19 protein-coding genes are annotated in these 18,442 nt (G+C 32.9%); 14 read left to right on the top strand and 5 right to left on the bottom strand.

What is annotated here, in order from left to right; translation table 11 throughout:
• Nucleotides 1–9 precede the first annotated feature (9 nt).
• Together CGC48_RS02800 and CGC48_RS02795 are read right to left on the bottom strand one after the other, a co-directional pair.
• Nucleotides 10–543, bottom strand: a complete 534-nt coding sequence (locus tag CGC48_RS02800) for a Crp/Fnr family transcriptional regulator (RefSeq protein WP_262482376.1) — start codon at nucleotides 541–543, stop codon at nucleotides 10–12.
• A 76-nt stretch (nucleotides 544–619) separates the two neighbouring features.
• The gene (locus CGC48_RS02795; RefSeq protein ID WP_018278986.1) at nucleotides 620–976 is read right to left on the bottom strand and encodes a winged helix-turn-helix transcriptional regulator; all 357 of its coding nucleotides are present in this window, start codon (nucleotides 974–976) and stop codon (nucleotides 620–622) included.
• 193 nt (nucleotides 977–1,169) lie between these two features.
• Between CGC48_RS02795 and CGC48_RS02790 the strand changes: the two genes are divergently transcribed.
• The 14 genes from CGC48_RS02790 (at nucleotide 1,170) to CGC48_RS11935 (ending at nucleotide 13,095) form a co-directional block, all read left to right on the top strand.
• Nucleotides 1,170–1,565 carry a hypothetical protein gene (locus CGC48_RS02790; RefSeq protein WP_018278987.1) on the top strand — a complete coding sequence of 132 codons (396 nt, stop codon included), beginning with the start codon at nucleotides 1,170–1,172 and terminating at the stop codon, nucleotides 1,563–1,565.
• Between the two features lie 67 nt (nucleotides 1,566–1,632).
• Entirely contained in the window at nucleotides 1,633–2,496 is an 864-nt protein-coding gene (locus CGC48_RS02785; RefSeq protein WP_098028390.1) for a pirin family protein, read from the top strand.
• Nucleotides 2,497–2,699: 203 nt separating this feature from the next.
• Complete coding sequence (locus CGC48_RS02780; protein WP_098028389.1) at nucleotides 2,700–3,824, top strand: hypothetical protein; 1,125 nt, start codon at nucleotides 2,700–2,702, stop codon at nucleotides 3,822–3,824.
• Entirely contained in the window at nucleotides 3,821–4,276 is a 456-nt protein-coding gene (locus tag CGC48_RS02775; RefSeq protein ID WP_098028388.1) for a three component ABC system middle component, read from the top strand. Before CGC48_RS02780 ends, CGC48_RS02775 begins: the two co-directional genes overlap by 4 nt.
• Before the next feature lie 4 nt (nucleotides 4,277–4,280).
• On the top strand, nucleotides 4,281–6,215 hold the full coding sequence (locus CGC48_RS02770; RefSeq protein ID WP_098028387.1) for a DUF3732 domain-containing protein: 1,935 nt from the start codon (nucleotides 4,281–4,283) through the stop codon (nucleotides 6,213–6,215).
• Between the two features lie 39 nt (nucleotides 6,216–6,254).
• Nucleotides 6,255–7,178 carry a cation diffusion facilitator family transporter gene (locus CGC48_RS02765; protein WP_098028386.1) on the top strand — a complete coding sequence of 308 codons (924 nt, stop codon included), beginning with the start codon at nucleotides 6,255–6,257 and terminating at the stop codon, nucleotides 7,176–7,178.
• A gap of 111 nt (nucleotides 7,179–7,289) precedes the next feature.
• Nucleotides 7,290–8,090 (top strand): helix-turn-helix domain-containing protein, encoded by an 801-nt coding sequence (locus CGC48_RS02760; RefSeq protein ID WP_098028385.1) that lies wholly within the window; start codon nucleotides 7,290–7,292, stop codon nucleotides 8,088–8,090.
• A 58-nt stretch (nucleotides 8,091–8,148) separates the two neighbouring features.
• The gene (locus tag CGC48_RS02755; protein ID WP_098028384.1) at nucleotides 8,149–9,498 is read left to right on the top strand and encodes an AAA family ATPase; all 1,350 of its coding nucleotides are present in this window, start codon (nucleotides 8,149–8,151) and stop codon (nucleotides 9,496–9,498) included.
• Nucleotides 9,499–9,502: 4 nt separating this feature from the next.
• On the top strand, nucleotides 9,503–10,027 hold the full coding sequence (locus CGC48_RS02750) for a hypothetical protein (protein ID WP_098028383.1): 525 nt from the start codon (nucleotides 9,503–9,505) through the stop codon (nucleotides 10,025–10,027).
• 71 nt (nucleotides 10,028–10,098) lie between these two features.
• Complete coding sequence (locus tag CGC48_RS02745; protein WP_098028382.1) at nucleotides 10,099–10,476, top strand: VOC family protein; 378 nt, start codon at nucleotides 10,099–10,101, stop codon at nucleotides 10,474–10,476.
• Between the two features lie 102 nt (nucleotides 10,477–10,578).
• On the top strand, nucleotides 10,579–11,400 hold the full coding sequence (locus CGC48_RS02740; RefSeq protein ID WP_098028381.1) for an AraC family transcriptional regulator: 822 nt from the start codon (nucleotides 10,579–10,581) through the stop codon (nucleotides 11,398–11,400).
• Between the two features lie 73 nt (nucleotides 11,401–11,473).
• The gene (locus CGC48_RS02735; protein WP_095917671.1) at nucleotides 11,474–11,842 is read left to right on the top strand and encodes a VOC family protein; all 369 of its coding nucleotides are present in this window, start codon (nucleotides 11,474–11,476) and stop codon (nucleotides 11,840–11,842) included.
• A 35-nt stretch (nucleotides 11,843–11,877) separates the two neighbouring features.
• Nucleotides 11,878–12,498: a peptidase E gene (locus tag CGC48_RS02730; RefSeq protein ID WP_098028380.1), complete on the top strand. Its 621-nt coding sequence runs from the start codon at nucleotides 11,878–11,880 to the stop codon at nucleotides 12,496–12,498.
• A 447-nt stretch (nucleotides 12,499–12,945) separates the two neighbouring features.
• Nucleotides 12,946–13,095: a hypothetical protein gene (locus tag CGC48_RS11935; RefSeq protein WP_317045457.1), complete on the top strand. Its 150-nt coding sequence runs from the start codon at nucleotides 12,946–12,948 to the stop codon at nucleotides 13,093–13,095.
• A gap of 703 nt (nucleotides 13,096–13,798) precedes the next feature.
• On the opposite strand, the gene CGC48_RS02720 is transcribed toward CGC48_RS11935, so the two are convergent.
• From CGC48_RS02720 to CGC48_RS02710, 3 genes are all read right to left on the bottom strand, one after another.
• On the bottom strand, nucleotides 13,799–14,686 hold the full coding sequence (locus CGC48_RS02720) for a carbohydrate kinase family protein (RefSeq protein WP_098028379.1): 888 nt from the start codon (nucleotides 14,684–14,686) through the stop codon (nucleotides 13,799–13,801).
• A 136-nt stretch (nucleotides 14,687–14,822) separates the two neighbouring features.
• Nucleotides 14,823–15,980 carry an MFS transporter gene (locus CGC48_RS02715; RefSeq protein ID WP_262482366.1) on the bottom strand — a complete coding sequence of 386 codons (1,158 nt, stop codon included), beginning with the start codon at nucleotides 15,978–15,980 and terminating at the stop codon, nucleotides 14,823–14,825.
• Between the two features lie 7 nt (nucleotides 15,981–15,987).
• On the bottom strand, nucleotides 15,988–18,198 hold the full coding sequence (locus CGC48_RS02710; protein WP_098028378.1) for a GH32 C-terminal domain-containing protein: 2,211 nt from the start codon (nucleotides 18,196–18,198) through the stop codon (nucleotides 15,988–15,990).
• Nucleotides 18,199–18,442: the final 244 nt, after the last annotated feature.

Below are 18,442 nucleotides of genomic sequence, written 5' to 3'. Positions count from 1 at the left end.
TTAATTTTTTCAAGATAATGGATATAAAACAAAAAATTTTTTCAATTTCCGAATGCGGCTCAAAGTAGAATCGGTAATTCCTAAGAAACTGGCGATATATTTCAGTGGTACTTCGTGAATAGTTTTGGGTTTTTCGTGTATGAGTTTTTGGTAGCGTTGTTCGGCACTAAGGGTTTTAAAATCAAGCATTCGGGTTTCGGAGAGAAAGAGTTCGCGCGTCATCCAGTAGCGTCCCCACTCACGAAAGGAAGGCATTGTATGGTAAAGTTCTTGCACTGTATCCCAGTGGAAACGCCAGATTTTACAATCGGTAATCGTTTCCAAAAACTCGGGCGAGGGCATTCTTCCGAAGAAAGAAAGCGTTTCTATGGCTAATTCGTTTTCAAAGAAAAGTCGGGTGGTAATTTCCTTGTTGTCCGAATCAAAAGTGTAGGTACGCATTACACCCTTTTCGATGATATAATTTTCATTGGAAATTTCGCCTTGTTTTAAGATGATAGTTCCCTTAGGAACTTCCCAATATTGGTGTTTTTGAGTGAGAATTTCTATCTCTTCAGTAGTAAGCTACGAAGGTTGGTAAAAGTTTGCAGATAAAGAAATGTTCATTTTTTGATGCTATTTAGTTTTTCTCCTTACAAGATTCCACGATTTTTTCGCGGTGTTTTTTGCCCCATTCTTGCAGGGCAGAAAGTACAGGTTTGAGGTCTTTGCCGTAGGGCGTAAGGCTGTATTCTACCGTAACGGGAACGGTGGGAAACACTTCGCGATGTATTAGTCCATTCATTTCCAAATCTTTCAAAGCGTTGGAAAGGGCTTTGGGTGAAATACCTTTTAGTTCGTTTTCCAATTCTTTAAACCGCTTGGTATGGTCGCAGAGGCTGTAAATAATAGGAAATTTCCACTTCCCGCCAATAACTTCAATCGCATCTAAAACCGATTGTATTTCCGTGTATTTATTTTCGTTGTTTTCTTTCATCAAAAGTTTTTTAGATTGCAAAAATAGACAATATTGGCAAATATAAAAACATTGAATATCTACATTTTTCAAAATAAACATCTAAAAATCAATTACTATATGAAAGTATATTAGCTTGATAATGTTCTATTACTGAAAAATGTATTGCATATAGTCGTATCTTTGTATCAGAAAAATAAAAGGAGATTAAACAATGAAAAAAAATGTTGTTTTGATTGTTTCTAAAGAAGAAACTTTCATCAGAGAGTTGGCAAAAGTATATACTTCAGTTGTGTTTGAATTTGCGGATAATGCCGAACAAGCCATTGAAAAATTGAATCTCTTTGCTGTGGGAGCAATATTGGCAGATGCAACCATTGAAGAACAAGAAATCCTCAAAATAAAGAAAATCGCAGGAATTTTAGATTCTGAGATTATATTTGAAAAAGCAGATTTCAAAAATATGGCAGATTTGGAAAAAGTAGTCATCAATCTTCGTAATGAATTATTTAGAAGAAGAATGTCGAATTATACTTTTGAAGATAATCCGAATTTGAATAATCCTTTTCTGAACTTGGATAAAACCAATATTTTTAAGAAAAACGATTAGTCAGAATAATTTTCATTGTAGTTAATATCTTGTAAAACAGTAAATAACAAATCAAAAAAAGAACACTATGAACACCAAACATATAGAAAAAATCGTTCGTCCTGGCACACCGCATTTTGTGGGAGACGGATTTCGCGTGCATAATTTCATTCCTGGAACTTCTTCTATGGAGCGTATGGATCCCTTTATAATGATGGATTACAATGCCCCGTATGCTTTCCCACCGAGTGAAATTCCGAAAGGGGTAGATGTGCATCCGCACAAAGGTTTTGAAACCGTAACCATCGCTTACAAAGGCAAGGTAGAACACGCGGATAGTGCAGGTGGAGGCGGAGTAATCGGAGAGGGCGATGTACAATGGATGACCGCTGGAAATGGCATTTTGCACAAAGAATTTCACGAAACCGAGTGGAGTAAATCGGGCGGACTTTTCCATATGATGCAGTTGTGGGTGAATCTTCCGGCAAAGTACAAAACCACTCCGCCTAAGTATCAGGCGATAAAAAATGCGGATATCCCCAAAGTTCCGATAGCCGATGGCGAAGTGGCAGTTATTGCAGGGGAATACAACGGCGTGAAAGGTGCGGCTTCTACTTTTAGTCCTATCCATATGTATAATGTGCGTTTGCAAAGAGGAGGAAAAACCACATTTTCTTTCCCAAAACATTACACCACGACTTTGGTAACGGTGAAGGGAAGTATCCGCGTAAACGAACAGGAGGAAGTCGCTGCTGACCACTTTGTTTTGTTCAAAAACGATGGTGAAAATTTCACTGTGGAAGCCATTTCTGATGCCTTGATATTAGTACTTAGTGGAGAACCCATTGCCGAACCCATTGCAGCTTATGGTCCGTTTGTGATGAATACCCGCCAAGAACTCATACAAGCCTTCCAAGATTTTGAACAAGGCAAGTTTGGAGAGTTGAAGTAATTAGAACAAACTTAATAAAAACTATCCTGAAAAGGGTAGTTTTTTCGTTTTTTAGTAGATTTTACGAGATGTAAGGGTTTTGTTGTGAAAAAATTATATCTTTGCGAGAGATATGAAACACGAGTATAACTGAGATTGAAAGATATGAAAGTTTTTTAGAGTATCTTTATTATAGGTAAAACATTGTAATTTTATGATAAAATATGCGTGAAACTTTAAATAATGACTCCACTAAAAAGCAATTAGGATTTGAATATCAAAAATTAATTGCTTTAGAATATTGTTTGAATGCTAAAAATGGGGAATATGTGTATATCGAATGTTTTGGAGATGTTCAATATGGAGGTGATTCCATTGAAGTTAAACATCATTTAGGAGAATCAAATCTTACTAGTAATTCTGTTGACGTTTGGAAAACATTGAAAAATATTGTTGTTGAATACTCTAAATTAAAAGCAAATGATAAGTTTATTTTACATACTACACAAGAAATACCAGAGGATAGTATATTCTATGGCTGGAATAAACTTGACGGAAAAAATAAATATCGTAAGCTTGAGGATCATCGTGTTTCAGAAACTTCCAAGCACTTTAAAAATATAATTTTTGATACTGAAAAGATATCTAAGGCTAATTTAGTAGATATTTTAGAAAAGTTTACCATTGATGCTAGTAAACCGAAAATTGGCGAAAAATTTAAACAATTGAAGGAACACTCAGCATTCAAATTAATACCTGATGAATTTAGAAGACAAGCGATTGATGTACTTATTGGATATCTTGTCTCAAGAGCTATAGATGGTTCCGATAAGTGGGAGATTAATATTACAGACTTCAATTCGGATTTGCGAGTTAATTTATCAAAATATACAAAAGATTATTTTCCTTTTCCTAAAATTGAAGAACCCAAAAGAGATGATACAAATCTAATAAAGGGGTACAAGTTTATTGAAAAATTAAAATCAATATCAATTCGAGAAAACGATTTACATCAAGCTTTTCAAGATTATGCTAGATCAGAGCAGGCTTATCAAGAAATTTTAAAAATAAACCCTACATTGAAAGAGAATGTAATATCCTATGAATCAGGTATAAAATATGAAATTGAAAATGAAAAAAGATCTGCCTTATATGACTTGTCAATTGAATCTTTCAAAGATGATACTTACATAAAAAAATCACGAGAGGTTTATTTCAATTGTATCAAGAAGCCTCATGGAGAAATTAATGGATGTAGAGGAACTCAAATGTATTTTAGAAATGGCAGAATTTATAATATAAATGAAACTACTGATTTCGAATGGTTGTATAAAGAAACTGATATATGAACATAAAGCAGATAGAAAATATTCTTTTTAACCCTTTGTTTACTTCTAAGTTATTGTTGATGGCTTTAGCTGGTTCAAAAAGTAATCAGTTAAAGGTAGAACTTATATATTTTATTCTTCCAATGGTTTATAATGATATAATAAGGAGCAAACTTATAAATAGTAAAAAGACGAGTACATTAAATACTCTTTTAAATCAAGAAGTTAAAAGAGAGTTGATTATAATAGATAATCTTATGAATAATTACAAAAGAAAAACGAAAGAGGCTTTGATTACACTATCTAATACCTACAATATTGAAATTGCTGATTATTTAGTTTTAAAAAATAATCAAGAACTAACTTATTCAAAAGAAGAGAATAGTATGCTCAGAGATTACTATAAAGCAGCATTCAATTTGGGCTCTATTTTTTCAAAAGAAGATTATAGAAAGATATTTTTTACTTTATAAAATTATGCAAGCATCAATATTCCGTATATTTCTTTTCGATGATAATGGGCAGTCACGAGTACTAAAATTTAGTGATGGACTGAATATAATTACAGGAGACTCTAAAACAGGTAAGAGTGCAATAATCGAAATTATTGATTATTGTCTATTTGCTAAAAAATCAACAATTCCAAAGGGAATCATAACGGATTGGACAAATCTTTATTGTTTAATTATCAGAGTAAAAGAAAAATATTTAGTAATTGCAAGAAATAAAAATAGTAGTCAAATATACTTTAATGTTGAAACTAATTTGAAATTCATAGAAAATTTTTCAAAGGAGTACTTTAAAGGCAAAAATCAAATTGATATAGAAGAGGCTAAGAAGGAATTTGAAAAACACATAGGAATTTCTGTTTTGGATACGAGAACTAGCGAAGATGAGGATAAAAGGAAATCGGGAGGAAAAGTAACAATGAGGAGTTTCATTCCTTTTATTTTTCAACATCAAAATTTGATTGCTAATAAACATAGCTTATTTTATAGGTTCGACGATTTTTATAAAAGAAAAAAAACAATTGATGATTATCCTATATTAATGGGGTGGGGAGATGCTAACTTTTTTAATTTACAGAGAACATTAGAAAGTAAGCAAAAAGAATTGAATCAAAAGAAAAAGATTGATGAGAAACTGAAGATTGATAATAAACAATTAAGAGAAGATCTTTTTAATTCTATATCAATATACTATACTATAATTGGTAAAGAACTACCAGATGATATTGACTTATCAGAACTTAAAAAATTAGCTAAAGATTTACCATTACCCAATATAAACTCATTAGGCGATCAAAATTTCAATGAAGAACTGAAGAAAATAGATAATTTAATATTTGAGAAGAACAAAGAGCTATATTCAGTCAAAAACTTGATTTACACAATAGAGTCCAATAATGATGTATCTCAAAATTATTCAAAAAGTATCGACAGACTAAAAGCACTAGCATCAATTGAACAAAATGTTGGACAAATTTCTTGCCCACTTTGTGAGCAAGAGGTTAAGGAAATAAATGAGAAGATTTTGACCATAAAGAAATCTAACGAAATGTTAGAGGATGAGTTCAAAAAGATAGGAATATATGTAAATGATATGTCCGAACAATCTATCTGGTTACAAAATGAACGAGATAGATTGAAGAAAGATATAAGGAATCTTAGGAATAAAGCAGATAATTTAAATAAACAAATTATATCAAAGTTTAATACTAGGGACGAGTATGAAAGAGGATTGTTATTAAAAGGTAAAACAGAAGCTAATGCTTTAAATTTCATTAAAAGGAATGACATTTTATTGAATAATAAAAGTGATTATTCTGAATTGGAAACTGAAATTAATAGTATTAAGGATAAGCTTGTTACATATAATCTCAAAGAAAAGTTGGAGAAAGCAAAAATAACCTTAAGTACAAAAATGACCTCTATTTGTAAAAAGCTTGATTTTGAAGAAGAATTTAAACCAGGAGAAATATCTTTTGATTTAGAAAAATTTAGTTTGAAATATAAGGTAAAAAATAATGAAGATATTTTATTATCAGAAATGGGAAGTGGCTCAAATTGGCTAGCAATACACCTATCCACTTTTCTAGGCTTTTTATATCTTCACAGTGTAACCCAATCATCTAAAATTCCATCAATCTTGATATTGGATCAACCAAGTCAGGTATATTTTCCGAAAGTTTATAGACAATTAGATGAAGAATTTGAAAATGAACAAAAGATTATTGATGATAATATTATTCAAGTTAAGAATATATTTAAGGTAATTTCTCAAGAAATTGAGGATACTGAAAAAGAGTGTGGATATAAACCTCAAGTAATTGTTTTAGAACATGCTGATGAGGATGAATTTGAACAATTTATAAAATATCGTTGGAAAAAAGATGGAAAAAAATTAATATAAGTACAAAGTTAAAGTAAATTATTCAAAAACAACAAAACAATGGGACATCTACACGAAGAGCATCATCACCATCATCATTCGGTGAGCCATTTGGAAAACATCAGCCGAGCTTTCTATGTGGGTATCGGGCTGAATTTGATTTACACCATCGTTGAGTTTGTAGCGGGTTTTCGAGTAAATTCATTGGCACTTATTTCAGATGCAACACACAACTTGAGCGATGTAGCAAGTCTTTTAATTTCCCTCATCGGACTTAAATTGGCACAAAAGGCGAGTTCTTATTCCTTTACATATGGTTACAAAAAGGCTTCTATTTTAGCGTCTCTCATCAATGCGTTGTTGCTGGTGTACATTGCTATTAAAATTATTATTGAAGCTGTTGAGCGATTCCAATCTCCCCCCGAAATGACCAGCAGTGTGATTATTATTACCGCTATTATTGGGGTTATTATCAATACACTTTCTGCTTTTCTTTTCCATAAAGGACAAAAAGAGGATATTAATATAAAAGGGGCGTTTTTGCATTTATTGGTAGATGCGTTAGTGTCCGTTGGTGTAATTATCTCAGGGATAATAATTTATTTTACTGGGTGGAATATTGCTGACGTGATAACAAGTTGCCTTGTTGCGGTAATTATTCTTATTTCCACTTGGCGTTTGCTTATGGAGAGCGTTAAGTTAATTCTTGACGGAGTTCCGCAAAATATTAAGGTCGATAAAATCAGAGAAATTATAGAACAGCACCCTGTAATTTGTTCGGTACATCACATACATATCTGGGCTTTAAGTAGTTCGCAAAACGCACTGACAGCTCATTTGGTAGTAAAGGACAACACCACATTTGAAGAAATGGAGAAAGCTAAAAAAGAACTAAAGCACACACTTGAGCATCAAAATATCCATCATACAACTTTTGAAGTAGAACTCTCAAAAATGAAATGCAAATGTGATGATTGTCTTTGATAAATTCCAAATTTATGAAATATATGAAGATACTCATTCTTTTTGTAAAATGTTGAAATACAGAGAAAAGTTTTTAAATTTGCCTCAAAATCATACTTCTTGCAATCCTCTTTGAATATACGAAATTACTACAAACCCATTCAGCCAACGATTATTCAATTGGCTGAAAATGTGGTTTATACAGAAATCTTTCCTGATGAAAAATTATTGCCTTTCATCTATTGCTATTGGCAACTTAAAACAAAAACACAACTTACTGAAAACTATACATATAGAGTGATTTCCGATGGTTGTATTGATGTGTTTTTTGAGTTGGAAAATCCCGATGAAAGTTACCTTATGGGGTTTTGTAAAAACTACACAGAATTTCCTTTAGGAAAAGAGTTTAACTATGTGGGAATACGATTTTTGCCTTCTGCTTTTCCGTTGATTTTCAAACAAGACGCCAAAGAATTGAACAATAATGATATTCTTTTGAATTTAGTTTCTTCTGATTTGGCGACATTCATTGCTCATAAATTCAGTAATCCGCAAAGTTTTCAACATATTAAAAATGAATTAGATACATTTTTTAGTGAGCATTTGGAAAAGACTAATTTCAGCATAGACAACCGATTTTCCAAAGCTTTGGAAATCATCTTAAAATCAAAAGGAAATGCACGGATAGTGAGCGATTTAGATACGGGAATTAGTCCTCGTCATCTCCGCCGATTATTTGAATTTTACATTGGCGATACCGCAAAAACTTTTAGTCAAGTAGTTCGTTTTCAGTCTTTTTTGAATGCTAAAATTTCCAATCAAAACACTGATAATCCATCATTTTACGATATGGGTTATTACGACCAATCGCATTTCATTAAAGAGTTTAAAACTTTTTGTGGAGTAACGCCGAGGGAGGTTTATAGTACATAGCAAATATATCATAAAAAATTTTAACTTTGCGCCAAATATTATTATTGAAAAAAACAAGATGAATATAACAATAGAAAAATTAGGTAAAATAGAACATACTTCTATTGATATAAATGATTTGACGATTCTTGTTGGAGATAATAACTCTGGAAAAACATACATAACATACTCTATTTATGGAGCTTTAAAAGAGTGGAAGGATTTTATTGATTATGAGGTTTTCAGGGCTATTTCAAAAGAATTACAAGAAAAAGGTAGAGTCAGCATAAAAGAAGAAGATTTACTCAAATTGATTAATTCAAGTATTACTTCTGAGGGGAAAAATTTTAAAAGTAGATTTAAACATCTTTTTAATGATAAGGAGGAGATTTTTGAAAAATCGGTATTAAAACTAAAATTTGAAATACCAAATAAAATACAACATTCTAAACTTAAAATTCATCTTGGTAGAGCTATTACTTTTGAAGGAAGCATAGATGAAGAAGGTTTAAAAATTGTATCTACTTCCATAGGAGAGACAGATTTAAATTTTGGTTTGGTATTAGATATTGTAGGGGATATAATATCAGGTCTGGTATTTAAAGACATATTCTATACTCCAGTCATAATCACTGCAGAAAGACTTGGGATTTCGCTGTTTTATAAGGAATTGGATGAAACAAGAAATTCATTGGTTGATGGATTACAGAAGTTAAAACAAGAAGATAATCAGATAGATAGGTTTGATATCCTATTGTCAATGAGTGCTTACTATGCTACCCCTATTCGTGATCACATTTCATTTACAAGAAATTTTGATGCCATAAAAAAATTAAATTCTGAGCTAGATACAAATTATGCATTATCTATAATAAAGGAGATGCTGGGAGCTGAATTCAAAAAGGATAATAAGCAAGATATACGCTTTTTTACACGTAAAAAGAAGCTAAATAAGTTTGATATTCCTTTACATTTGGCTTCGTCTTCTGCAAGATGCATTGTTGATTTATATTTCTATTTAAAACATCTTTCAAAAAGGCAAGATTTGGTAATTATAGATGAGCCAGAAAGCCATTTAACTTTGAGAAATCAAAGATTGATGGCTAAACTTATTACAGCAATGCTTAATATAGGTATCAAAGTTTTTATAACAACTCATAGTGATTTTTTAGTTAAGGAATTAAATAATTTAATTCTTCTTAGTAATAAATTTGAGGGTAAAGACAAATGGCTTAAAGAGAATAAATCAAAATATAATCATAAGGATTTTTTAAATTTTGAAAAAGTAAATGTTTATCAAACAAATGAAGGAGGAACTAATAAGTTAGAAGTTTCTAATACAGGTATAAAAATACCTTTCTTTGATGACGAAATAAATGATATATTCAATGTTTCTAATGATCTAGAATATTTAATAGACTTGAATTAAACCTATGAAAGATATATTTTGTGACAAAAAAGTTATAAAAGGAATAGATTCAAATAATAAGGAAATAATCCTCAAAGAAGGAAAGCAACAAATAATAGTAGGAGGAATTCCAGATAACGCTATTTTAATAAAATTAGATATAGAAGAAAGATACTACAAACAAAAATCATTTTACTTAAAAAAAGGAATTAAATTCATTCATAAAGGCTGTGATTATGTTTTGATATTGGAAAATGAAGCAAAAATTATTCTCTTTGAACTTAAATCAAATAATACTAAAGGGTATGTAGATCAGTTTATAGCTTCAGAGATTTTTATGAAATATTGTAGTGAATTATATTTCTATATTAGCAATAGAAACATAGAATATAAGTTTCACAGAATTTTATTTTCATATAAATATAATAATACAAAATCTAACAATATTATTGAACTTAAAGTTAAGGACAAGAATGAAAATGAAGTTATTGTGAATGCAGTTGGTTTTCCTAGTCGAATAAGGTTACAGAAAATCATACCTTTTTTATAATTCCGTCCCTTTTTTCCTATTTCAGTTTCATCTCTCTTGATAATTTTGCCAAAAATTAGAATTCAGAAAAAATGAAATTAAACGCAGGAATTATCACCGAGAAATTAGCAGAGACCAAAGCCTTTTATACCGAAATTTTAAACTTTGGTGTGAGCTTCGAAAACGAATTTTACCTTTTGTTTCACACTCCTAATCAAGAGGCAGAAATCAGTTTTTTGCTTCCCAACCACCCGAGCCAACAACCTATTTTCCAGAAACCTTTTCAAAATCAAGGTGTTTACCTGACTATTGAAGTCGAAAATGTAGATAAAGTTTATAAAGAACTGAAAAACAAAAACATTCCCATTGAAATTGAGCTGCGAAACGAACCTTGGGGCGACCGCCATTTCGCTATTAAAGATCCCAATGGCATCGGTATTGATATAGTAACCTACACAGAACCTGAGTAATAATAAAATTTCTTGTAAAAACCAATATCGTAGCCCATAGACTAACTTAATTTTATTGTATTTTGAAAAACATTGTACTTTTGCGAGAAAAACATTTCAACAATGAATTACCAAACTTTTGCTCCTCATAAAGATTTATCCGATTTTATAAAATGTTATTGGACGTTGGAAGTCCCCGCAGAGCCTAATCCCGAAAAGCAACGAGCCATTGCCGATGGATATATTGAAATGATTTTTCATCTTGCTGAAGACGTAAAATCTTATACTGATGAACAAGGTTATACGCTCCAACCTCGTGCAATGATATTGGGACATACTATAAAGCCCTTTTTCTTCGAGCCTACAGGAAATGTAGATACTTTTGCTGTGAAATTTTTCTCCTACGGACTTGCTAATATTATTCAATGTCCTCTGAAAGATTTAACAGATAAAGTGTTGCCTTTACATCAGATTTTCGACAAAAATTTCTCCCAAAAAGCAACACTACAAATCAACCAAGCGACCAATACTCAACAGCGAATATCCGTCATTGAAAGTCTTCTTTTCGAGATGCTTAGCCAAAAGAAAATTTCCGATTGTATTGTAAAAAATACGATTGATATGCTCTTTGCTACAAAAGGCAATAGTTCCGTTAGTTCACTATTGAAAGAAACCCCAAACTACCAACGTCAATTACAACGTAAGTTTTCACAAAAAATCGGGCTTACTCCCAAGCAGTTAGGAAAAATCATCAGACTACAAACCGCCTTGCGAATGCTTCTTAACAATCCCACTGACAAACTTTATCATATTGCTTACGATGCCGATTACTACGACCAAGCCCATTTTATTCGTGATTTTAAAGAATTCACAGGGATTTGTCCAAAAACTTTTTGGAAAGATACCTCGATGGAAGTTGCCTCATTGATGTATGCTAAGGAATAATTGTCGCATTTATACAATTTTAGTAATGACAAACCCGCTAATTTTGCATTCGAAATAATAAAAATTAACATATATGAAGAATTTAATTTCAATAGTAGAAATTCCAACAACAGATTTTTCTCGGGCAGTAACTTTTTACAAAGCACTTTTAAATATTGATATTGAGGAAATTGATATGGACGGAACCCAAATGGGAGTGTTGTTGAGTGAAAATGAAGGTGTGAATGTCAGTTTAATAAAAGACGAAAATGTACAGCCTTCCATTAATGGTACAATGGTTTATTTCAATGCCGAAACTGACTTACAACCTATCTTAGATAAGGTGGAACCCAATGGCGGAAAAATTATATTACCCAAAACAGAAATCAGCCCCGAAATGGGATTTTTTGCTCTATTCTCTGATACTGAGGGAAATAAAATTGGATTACATTCCCCAGAATAATTTATATTTTGTACCTTAAAAATCAATGATTTAAAATGGAAAAGTTATTTCTATGTTCTTCTTTCAAAGATGTTGCTCCATTGTTTGAGGAATTTATAAAGAGCGATTTAGTGGGAAAAAGAGTAAGTTTTATTCCTACAGCAAGTCTTGTAGAAGAAATTACATTTTATGTAGAAGCGGGTAAAAGGGCACTCGAAAAAATGGGGCTTATAGTTGATATATTAGATATTTCTACTGCTACTACGGAAGAAATTAGCTCGAAACTCCAACATAATGATTTTATTTATGTTACAGGCGGAAACACTTTTTTCCTACTCCAAGAAATGCAAAAATCGGGTGCAGATAACCTCATTAGAGAACAAATTACAGCAGGAAAAATTTATATTGGAGAATCCGCAGGGGCAATGATACTTTCACCCAATATAGAATATGTAAAGTTGATGGATAGTATTAAAAAAGCTCCTGATTTACACACTTTTTCCGCCTTGAATGTTGTTAATTTCTATCCCGTTCCTCATTACACCAACTTTCCTTTTGTAAAGTCGGTCGAGAAAATTATTACTAAGTACCAAGACATTTTAAACCTTTACCCAATTACTAATAAACAAGCTATTTTGGTTGAAGGAGGAAATAAAAAAATCATAGCAAAAGGATAAAATATACTTTTCAAATAATTTAGGATTAACATTTAAACCCAAAAAATGGCACAATCAAAGAACAACATCGTAACCCACGGCTTAAGTGGGAAAGTGGGAGATATTTTGGTTTTCTCACAACGAAACTGAAAAACCATTGTTTCCAAAGCTCCCAAAAAACGCAAAGGAGAAGATTCCGAAAAGCAAAAACAACAACAAGCCAAGTTCCAACAGGCGGTACTCTACGGAAAGGCTGTCCTTGCAGACGACAATCAAAAGGCACTTTACGAAACCACAGGCAAAAAAGCCTACAACGTAGCTGTTGCCGACCTGCTCAATGCACCTAAAATCGAAAGTATCAATGTCTCAAACTACAAAGGCAACACAGGAGACACGATTGTTATTCGAGCTACAGACGATTTTAAGGTCGTTTCTGTAAAGGTAATTATCCAAAATGCAGATGGTTCGTTGGTTGAGGAGGGCGAAGCCGTTTTACAAGGCATCGATTGGATTTATACCGCCACCACACAAAATCCCGACCTCTCAGGAGATAAAATAATCATTCAGGCTTCTGATATTCCTGCTAATGTAACAGAAAAAACAGAAATTTTAAAGTAATTGATTTTTAATTTTAAATGTCACACTGAGCGAAGTCGAAGTGTAATTGATTACTACAAAAAAACATCATAAATAAGCGAAGAAACAACGAAGAAGTAACGAAGACACATTCATAATTTCGAGTCTAAAATTACTGAGATAAAAGTCTTCAACTCCGCTGAGACTAACACGAAGTTTTGAAGTCCAAGTATCAAAAATTATTTGGTATTACTATTTTTAGTCTAGTACTTAATTGCATATATTTTTAATGATTAAACACTGATTTTTCAGTATTTTGACCACTTTTCATCGGCATTGGAGATTTGGCGTTAAGAAAATCAACGAATAAAGCGTCAAAATTTTCCATTGTTCGAAGCGACCGTAGGAAGCAAGTTTGGAAAATTTTAGCGACATGAGTCTGATCTTTAGACAAATATCCAAAGCCTTGATTTTAGGTTCTTTTCATCTAAGGAAATCCAACTAATTTTACAATATATTTATTATCAGTGTGTTACTTGTTTTTCAAAGTCTATGAGGTAACGATTTAGTAACGGAGCCAATTTTATTGATTTTATTTGTTTTGCATTGCAACTCAATGTTGCAAAGTTACGAACTATTTACAAATCGGCAAAAAAATCTTACATCTATAATCAAATTAAAAAAGGCGTGTTTTTCGAAATGGAAAACACGCCTTTTTTACAGATTAATTTTAATTTTTAAAGCTCTAAGCTCTGTTTCTAAAAAGCTCTATGAACGCATCAGCAAGTTTAGGCATTGCTCCGTGTTGTTGACATACATAGGCAGCGACTTCGGTAGCCAATTGTTGTGCTTCTTCAACGGATTGACCATTGAGGTAGGCTGCCACAAAAGCCGCTGTAAATGAATCGCCTGCACCTACCGTGTCAGCCACATGTACTTTGGGTGATGATACAAAACTAATCTTATCAGCCGCGAAAACATAACTTCCTTGTGTACCTTTGGTTAAAATCACGATTCTCAAACCATACTCTTGTAATAATCGCTTACAAATTTCTTCCTCTGTACCTTGCCAACCGAATAGATTCGCTATTTTCACCACTTCTTCATCATTAAGCTTCATCATATTGGAGAGTTTGAGCGACCCGTCAATGATTTCTTTCGTGTAATAGTTCAATCGCAAATTAATATCAAAGATTTTAAGACTATCGGGAGGCATAACTTGAATAAATTTGTGGATAGTTTGCCGAGAAATTTCGCTTCGCTGTGCTAGTGAGCCAAAACAAACGACTTGTGTTTTTTTTGCTAAATTCTCGGTTTCGGTAGTAAAGGGAATATTGTCCCAAGCTACATTTTCACAAATTTCATACTGCGGAATACCTGCCCCGCTGAGGGTTACTTGCACCGTACCTGTTGGGAAATTAACGGTTTCTACAAGTGCATTCAATTCTTTACGCTTTAAACTTCGTAGAATTTCGTGCCCCAATACATCAGAACCTACGGCACTAACAACATAGCCTTCAAAACCAAATTGTGATGCGTGATACGCAAAATTAGCAGGTGCTCCACCTAATATTTTTCGTTCAGGAAATACATCCCAAAGGATTTCTCCCAAACCTACAACTATACTTTTCATTTGTTTTTCTTTTTAATATGTTGATAACTTGATACTTCTTACAAAAGGAACAATTTTTCTTGAGAAAATAGCCTTTTGGATATAATTAATTTTTTTATACTTTTTGTTTGCAAGGGAACGACACTTTTTGAATATCTTATGTCGTTTTTCCTTTTAAATTTAGTGTCATTAAGATTAAATAAGCCACACCAATGCTAAGTACTATTAATGCTCCCGTTTGTGATTTAACCGCATCAGTAGCAAGTCCCATAAAGAATGGAAATATCGTTCCGCCGAAAAGTCCCATAATCATCAAACCTGAAACTTCATTCTTTTTATTGGGTAGAGCATACATCGCTTGTGAAAAGATAATGGGAAAAATATTCGAATTACCAAAACCAACCAATGCAACTGCCACATAAAGAGCTGTTTTTGTGTCAAATATAAAAAATCCTACCATTGCGGCTACCATACAAATTACGCCAATAGTAAAAAATTTCTTAGGCGAAAAGAATGATAAAATAAACGCTCCACTGAAAGCACCTATCGTACGAAACAGAAAATAAACACTCGTAGCATAAGTAGCATCTTCTAAACTTACACCTACACGCTCCATAAGTAATTTCGGAGCGGTAACATTCACGCCAACATCAATCCCCACGTGGCACATTATTCCTAAGAAACAAAGGAAAATGAATTTGTTACCCAATAATGAAAAACACTCAGCAAACGAAGCACTTTTACCCTCTTGTTTCTCTTCTTCTATGGAAGTAAACCCGAGCCAAACAATAGCAATTACTGAAATAATAGTAAAGATTGGGAACAATATTTTCCAATTGTCATAAGCCAATGCTGTACGAGCCATTATAATAGGAGCAACAAATGAGGCTATCGCTTTAATAAATTGACCAAAAGTGAGCGAACTCGCTAATTTATCGCCTTTTACAATGCTTGATAGTAGCGGATTGATAGCTACCTGCATCAATGTATTTCCAATTCCTAAAAGTGAAAATGAAATGAGCATCGAAACATATGAATAATTCACAAACGGAATTGCCAACGAAATGGTGGTAACAATCAAACTCAAAATTACAGTTTTGCGACGCCCAATTTTGCCCATCAGTACGCCCGTGGGTACAGAAAATAGCAAAAACCAAAAGAATACAATAGAAGGAAGCGTGTTGGCAACCGTATCACTTAAATTAAAATCATCCTTCACATAATTGGTAGCTGCTCCCACAAGGTCAACAAACCCCATACAGAAAAAAGCTAACATAACAGGCAATAAACTGCCTAAAATAGATTTCTTTGTCATCTTTTTGTTATTTTAGATTATAAACATTTATATTTTCAACACTTATTATGCCTTGCTCATTATCAAATGATAAGGAATTATACGCTGCCGTAGGGAACATCGTGTTAGTTTGTACCACTTCTCCATCATTTACGAAAATTTCGGTAGAATTTTTATCAACAAATAGGCGAATTTTGTAGTTATTTTTTGTTGAAAGTGGAGCATTGATAAGAGCTTGAGCAAAGTTATCACTGAAATCAAGTTTACCACTTTTAGAACGGTCAACCGCCAAGGTTTTATTTTTCAAATCGAAAATAAAACGCATTTGTTCGTTATTTTGATTGAACAATTTGAATTCAAAAGCAGTTGCTCCTTGTGGTTTTACAACAAATTCCATTTCGTAAGCTCCTACATTGTCTTTGAGTAGTTTATCAAAAGTGTAACTCTTTTCAATTTTCTGATTGTCAAACCTTTGATTTTCTCTACGTAACTCATTAATTTCTTTCACAGGGATACTACTTACTACCAAATGTTCGCCATTGTGAGCCAATTTCAACTCTCTCGGAAGTGTCATTGTACTACAGAAATTTTCTGTAGGCGTATTGTTAGCATAATCCCAATTATTCATCCACCCGATAAAGAGGCGACGACCATCCGTAGCGGGAATATTACTCCAAGTAACACCTGCATAATTATCTCGTCCGTAGTCAAGCCAAAGTGGATAGTTCATTGCATCGGGTGTAAAGGTTTTTCCATTGAAATCCCCAATGAAATATTGTGTAGCACTTCCTCCATTTGGTCCTCCAGGGTTAATACTTACAAAAAGTACCCACTTGGTTTTTCCGTTATAGGTTAAAGGGAATAAATCGGGACATTCCCATACGCCCCCGTGCGAGCCGATGCCTTCTCCAAATTCACTCAACTTGTTCCATTCTTTTAGGTTTTTAGAACCATAAAAAGTAATGGTTTGTGAGGTAGCCAGTGACATTATCCATTGTGCAGATGCATCGTGCCAAAATACTTTTGGATCGCGGAAATCAACAATATTTGGGTCCGTCAATACAGGATTTTGGTCGTAAGTAGTGAAGGTTCGTCCATTATCAAGGCTATATGCAATGGATTGTGTTTGGTTTTTCCCTGCTGAGGTATAAATGGCAATTAAGGCATCTTTACCAAAACCTCCTGTATTGCTTTTATCAATAATGGCACTTCCTGAAAATATTGTCCCAAGAGCATCAGGAAACAAAGCAACAGGCAAATGTTCCCACTTACGAAGGTTTTTACTCACTGCGTGTCCCCAATGCATATTACCCCAACGCGTCCCGTATGGGTTATATTGATAAAATAGATGATATTCTCCATCTTTGTAAACCATTCCGTTAGGATCGTTCATCCAGCCATAAGGTGGCGAAAAATGATATATTGGGCGATACGTTTCGTCGTAATTGTACTCAAATGTATCCGATTGTTTTATTTGTTGATACCAAATGTCCGTAGTTTTTATTGGAGCGAAAGCAAGTTCTACTTTTTTACTTTTGTAAGCATCAATATGTATAGGAAACCAATAATTTATGTGAGTTTGTGCCAAGCGAACGTTCATTTGCTCACCAACATTTTTACCATCAACTGAGAGCTGAATAGCTACTTCGGGAGCTTCTTTTTCAATTGGTAAAAGGATATATTTTTGATTAGCGTCAAAGGATAGTTTATAATTGGTCATAAAAACACTTTTAGCTTTATTTCCTTGTTCAATTTGGTCAACGAGAATATGCCCCCAACCACCTCGCTGATTATCCACAATGCGAATAATTGCTTTTTGGTTATGATAGGCTTTTACATCCCAAGTGAGCCACTGCAATGCTTCGCTTTCTACAAATGAATGCGAACGATACACACTATTTCCGTTGATAATAAGTTCAACATAAGTGTCTTCATTTTTTCCTCCTCCGATAAGGAAGTTTATGTAATCGCGTTCAATAGTAAATTCTTTTGAGGTAAGTACCCCACGCGTATCATCACCACCTTGAAAACTATTGGCAAGGAATTTTCCTTGAAAATTACTTACAGGTTGTTGTCCTTTATAACTTCCTTCAATAGGTTTTTCACCAAAAGCATCACCTTCAATGCTCCATTTATCAAAGTTACCAGACTCAAAATCGTCAATACTAATATCACTAGTGGAATTACAGCTACTTAGCAATGTTATTAACAATCCACTTAATACTATTTTTATTTTCATATTTGTATGTTTATTTATCATTGTTGAGGAGAATTACTATTTCTAATATTTTTCATTAACAATTTCGTGTGTATGATTAAAATTCCATATCTTTTGTAAGTTTTTTATAGATGTAACTCTCTAAAATCACTAAATACTTCTTCTTGAAACTATTTTATTCTCCAAATTATCTTAAAAATGAGTTAGGAAGAGTACCTTTGTCAAAGATTTAATCTCTGACAAAGGTTTATAAGTATCTCAGCAA

The sequence above is a fragment of the Capnocytophaga cynodegmi genome, from assembly GCF_002302475.1.
In the GTDB taxonomy this organism is placed as follows: Bacteria; Bacteroidota; Bacteroidia; order Flavobacteriales; family Flavobacteriaceae; genus Capnocytophaga; species Capnocytophaga cynodegmi.
The sequence above is the reverse complement of the archived record's forward strand: the minus strand, read 5'-3'. Positions and strand labels throughout refer to the sequence as shown.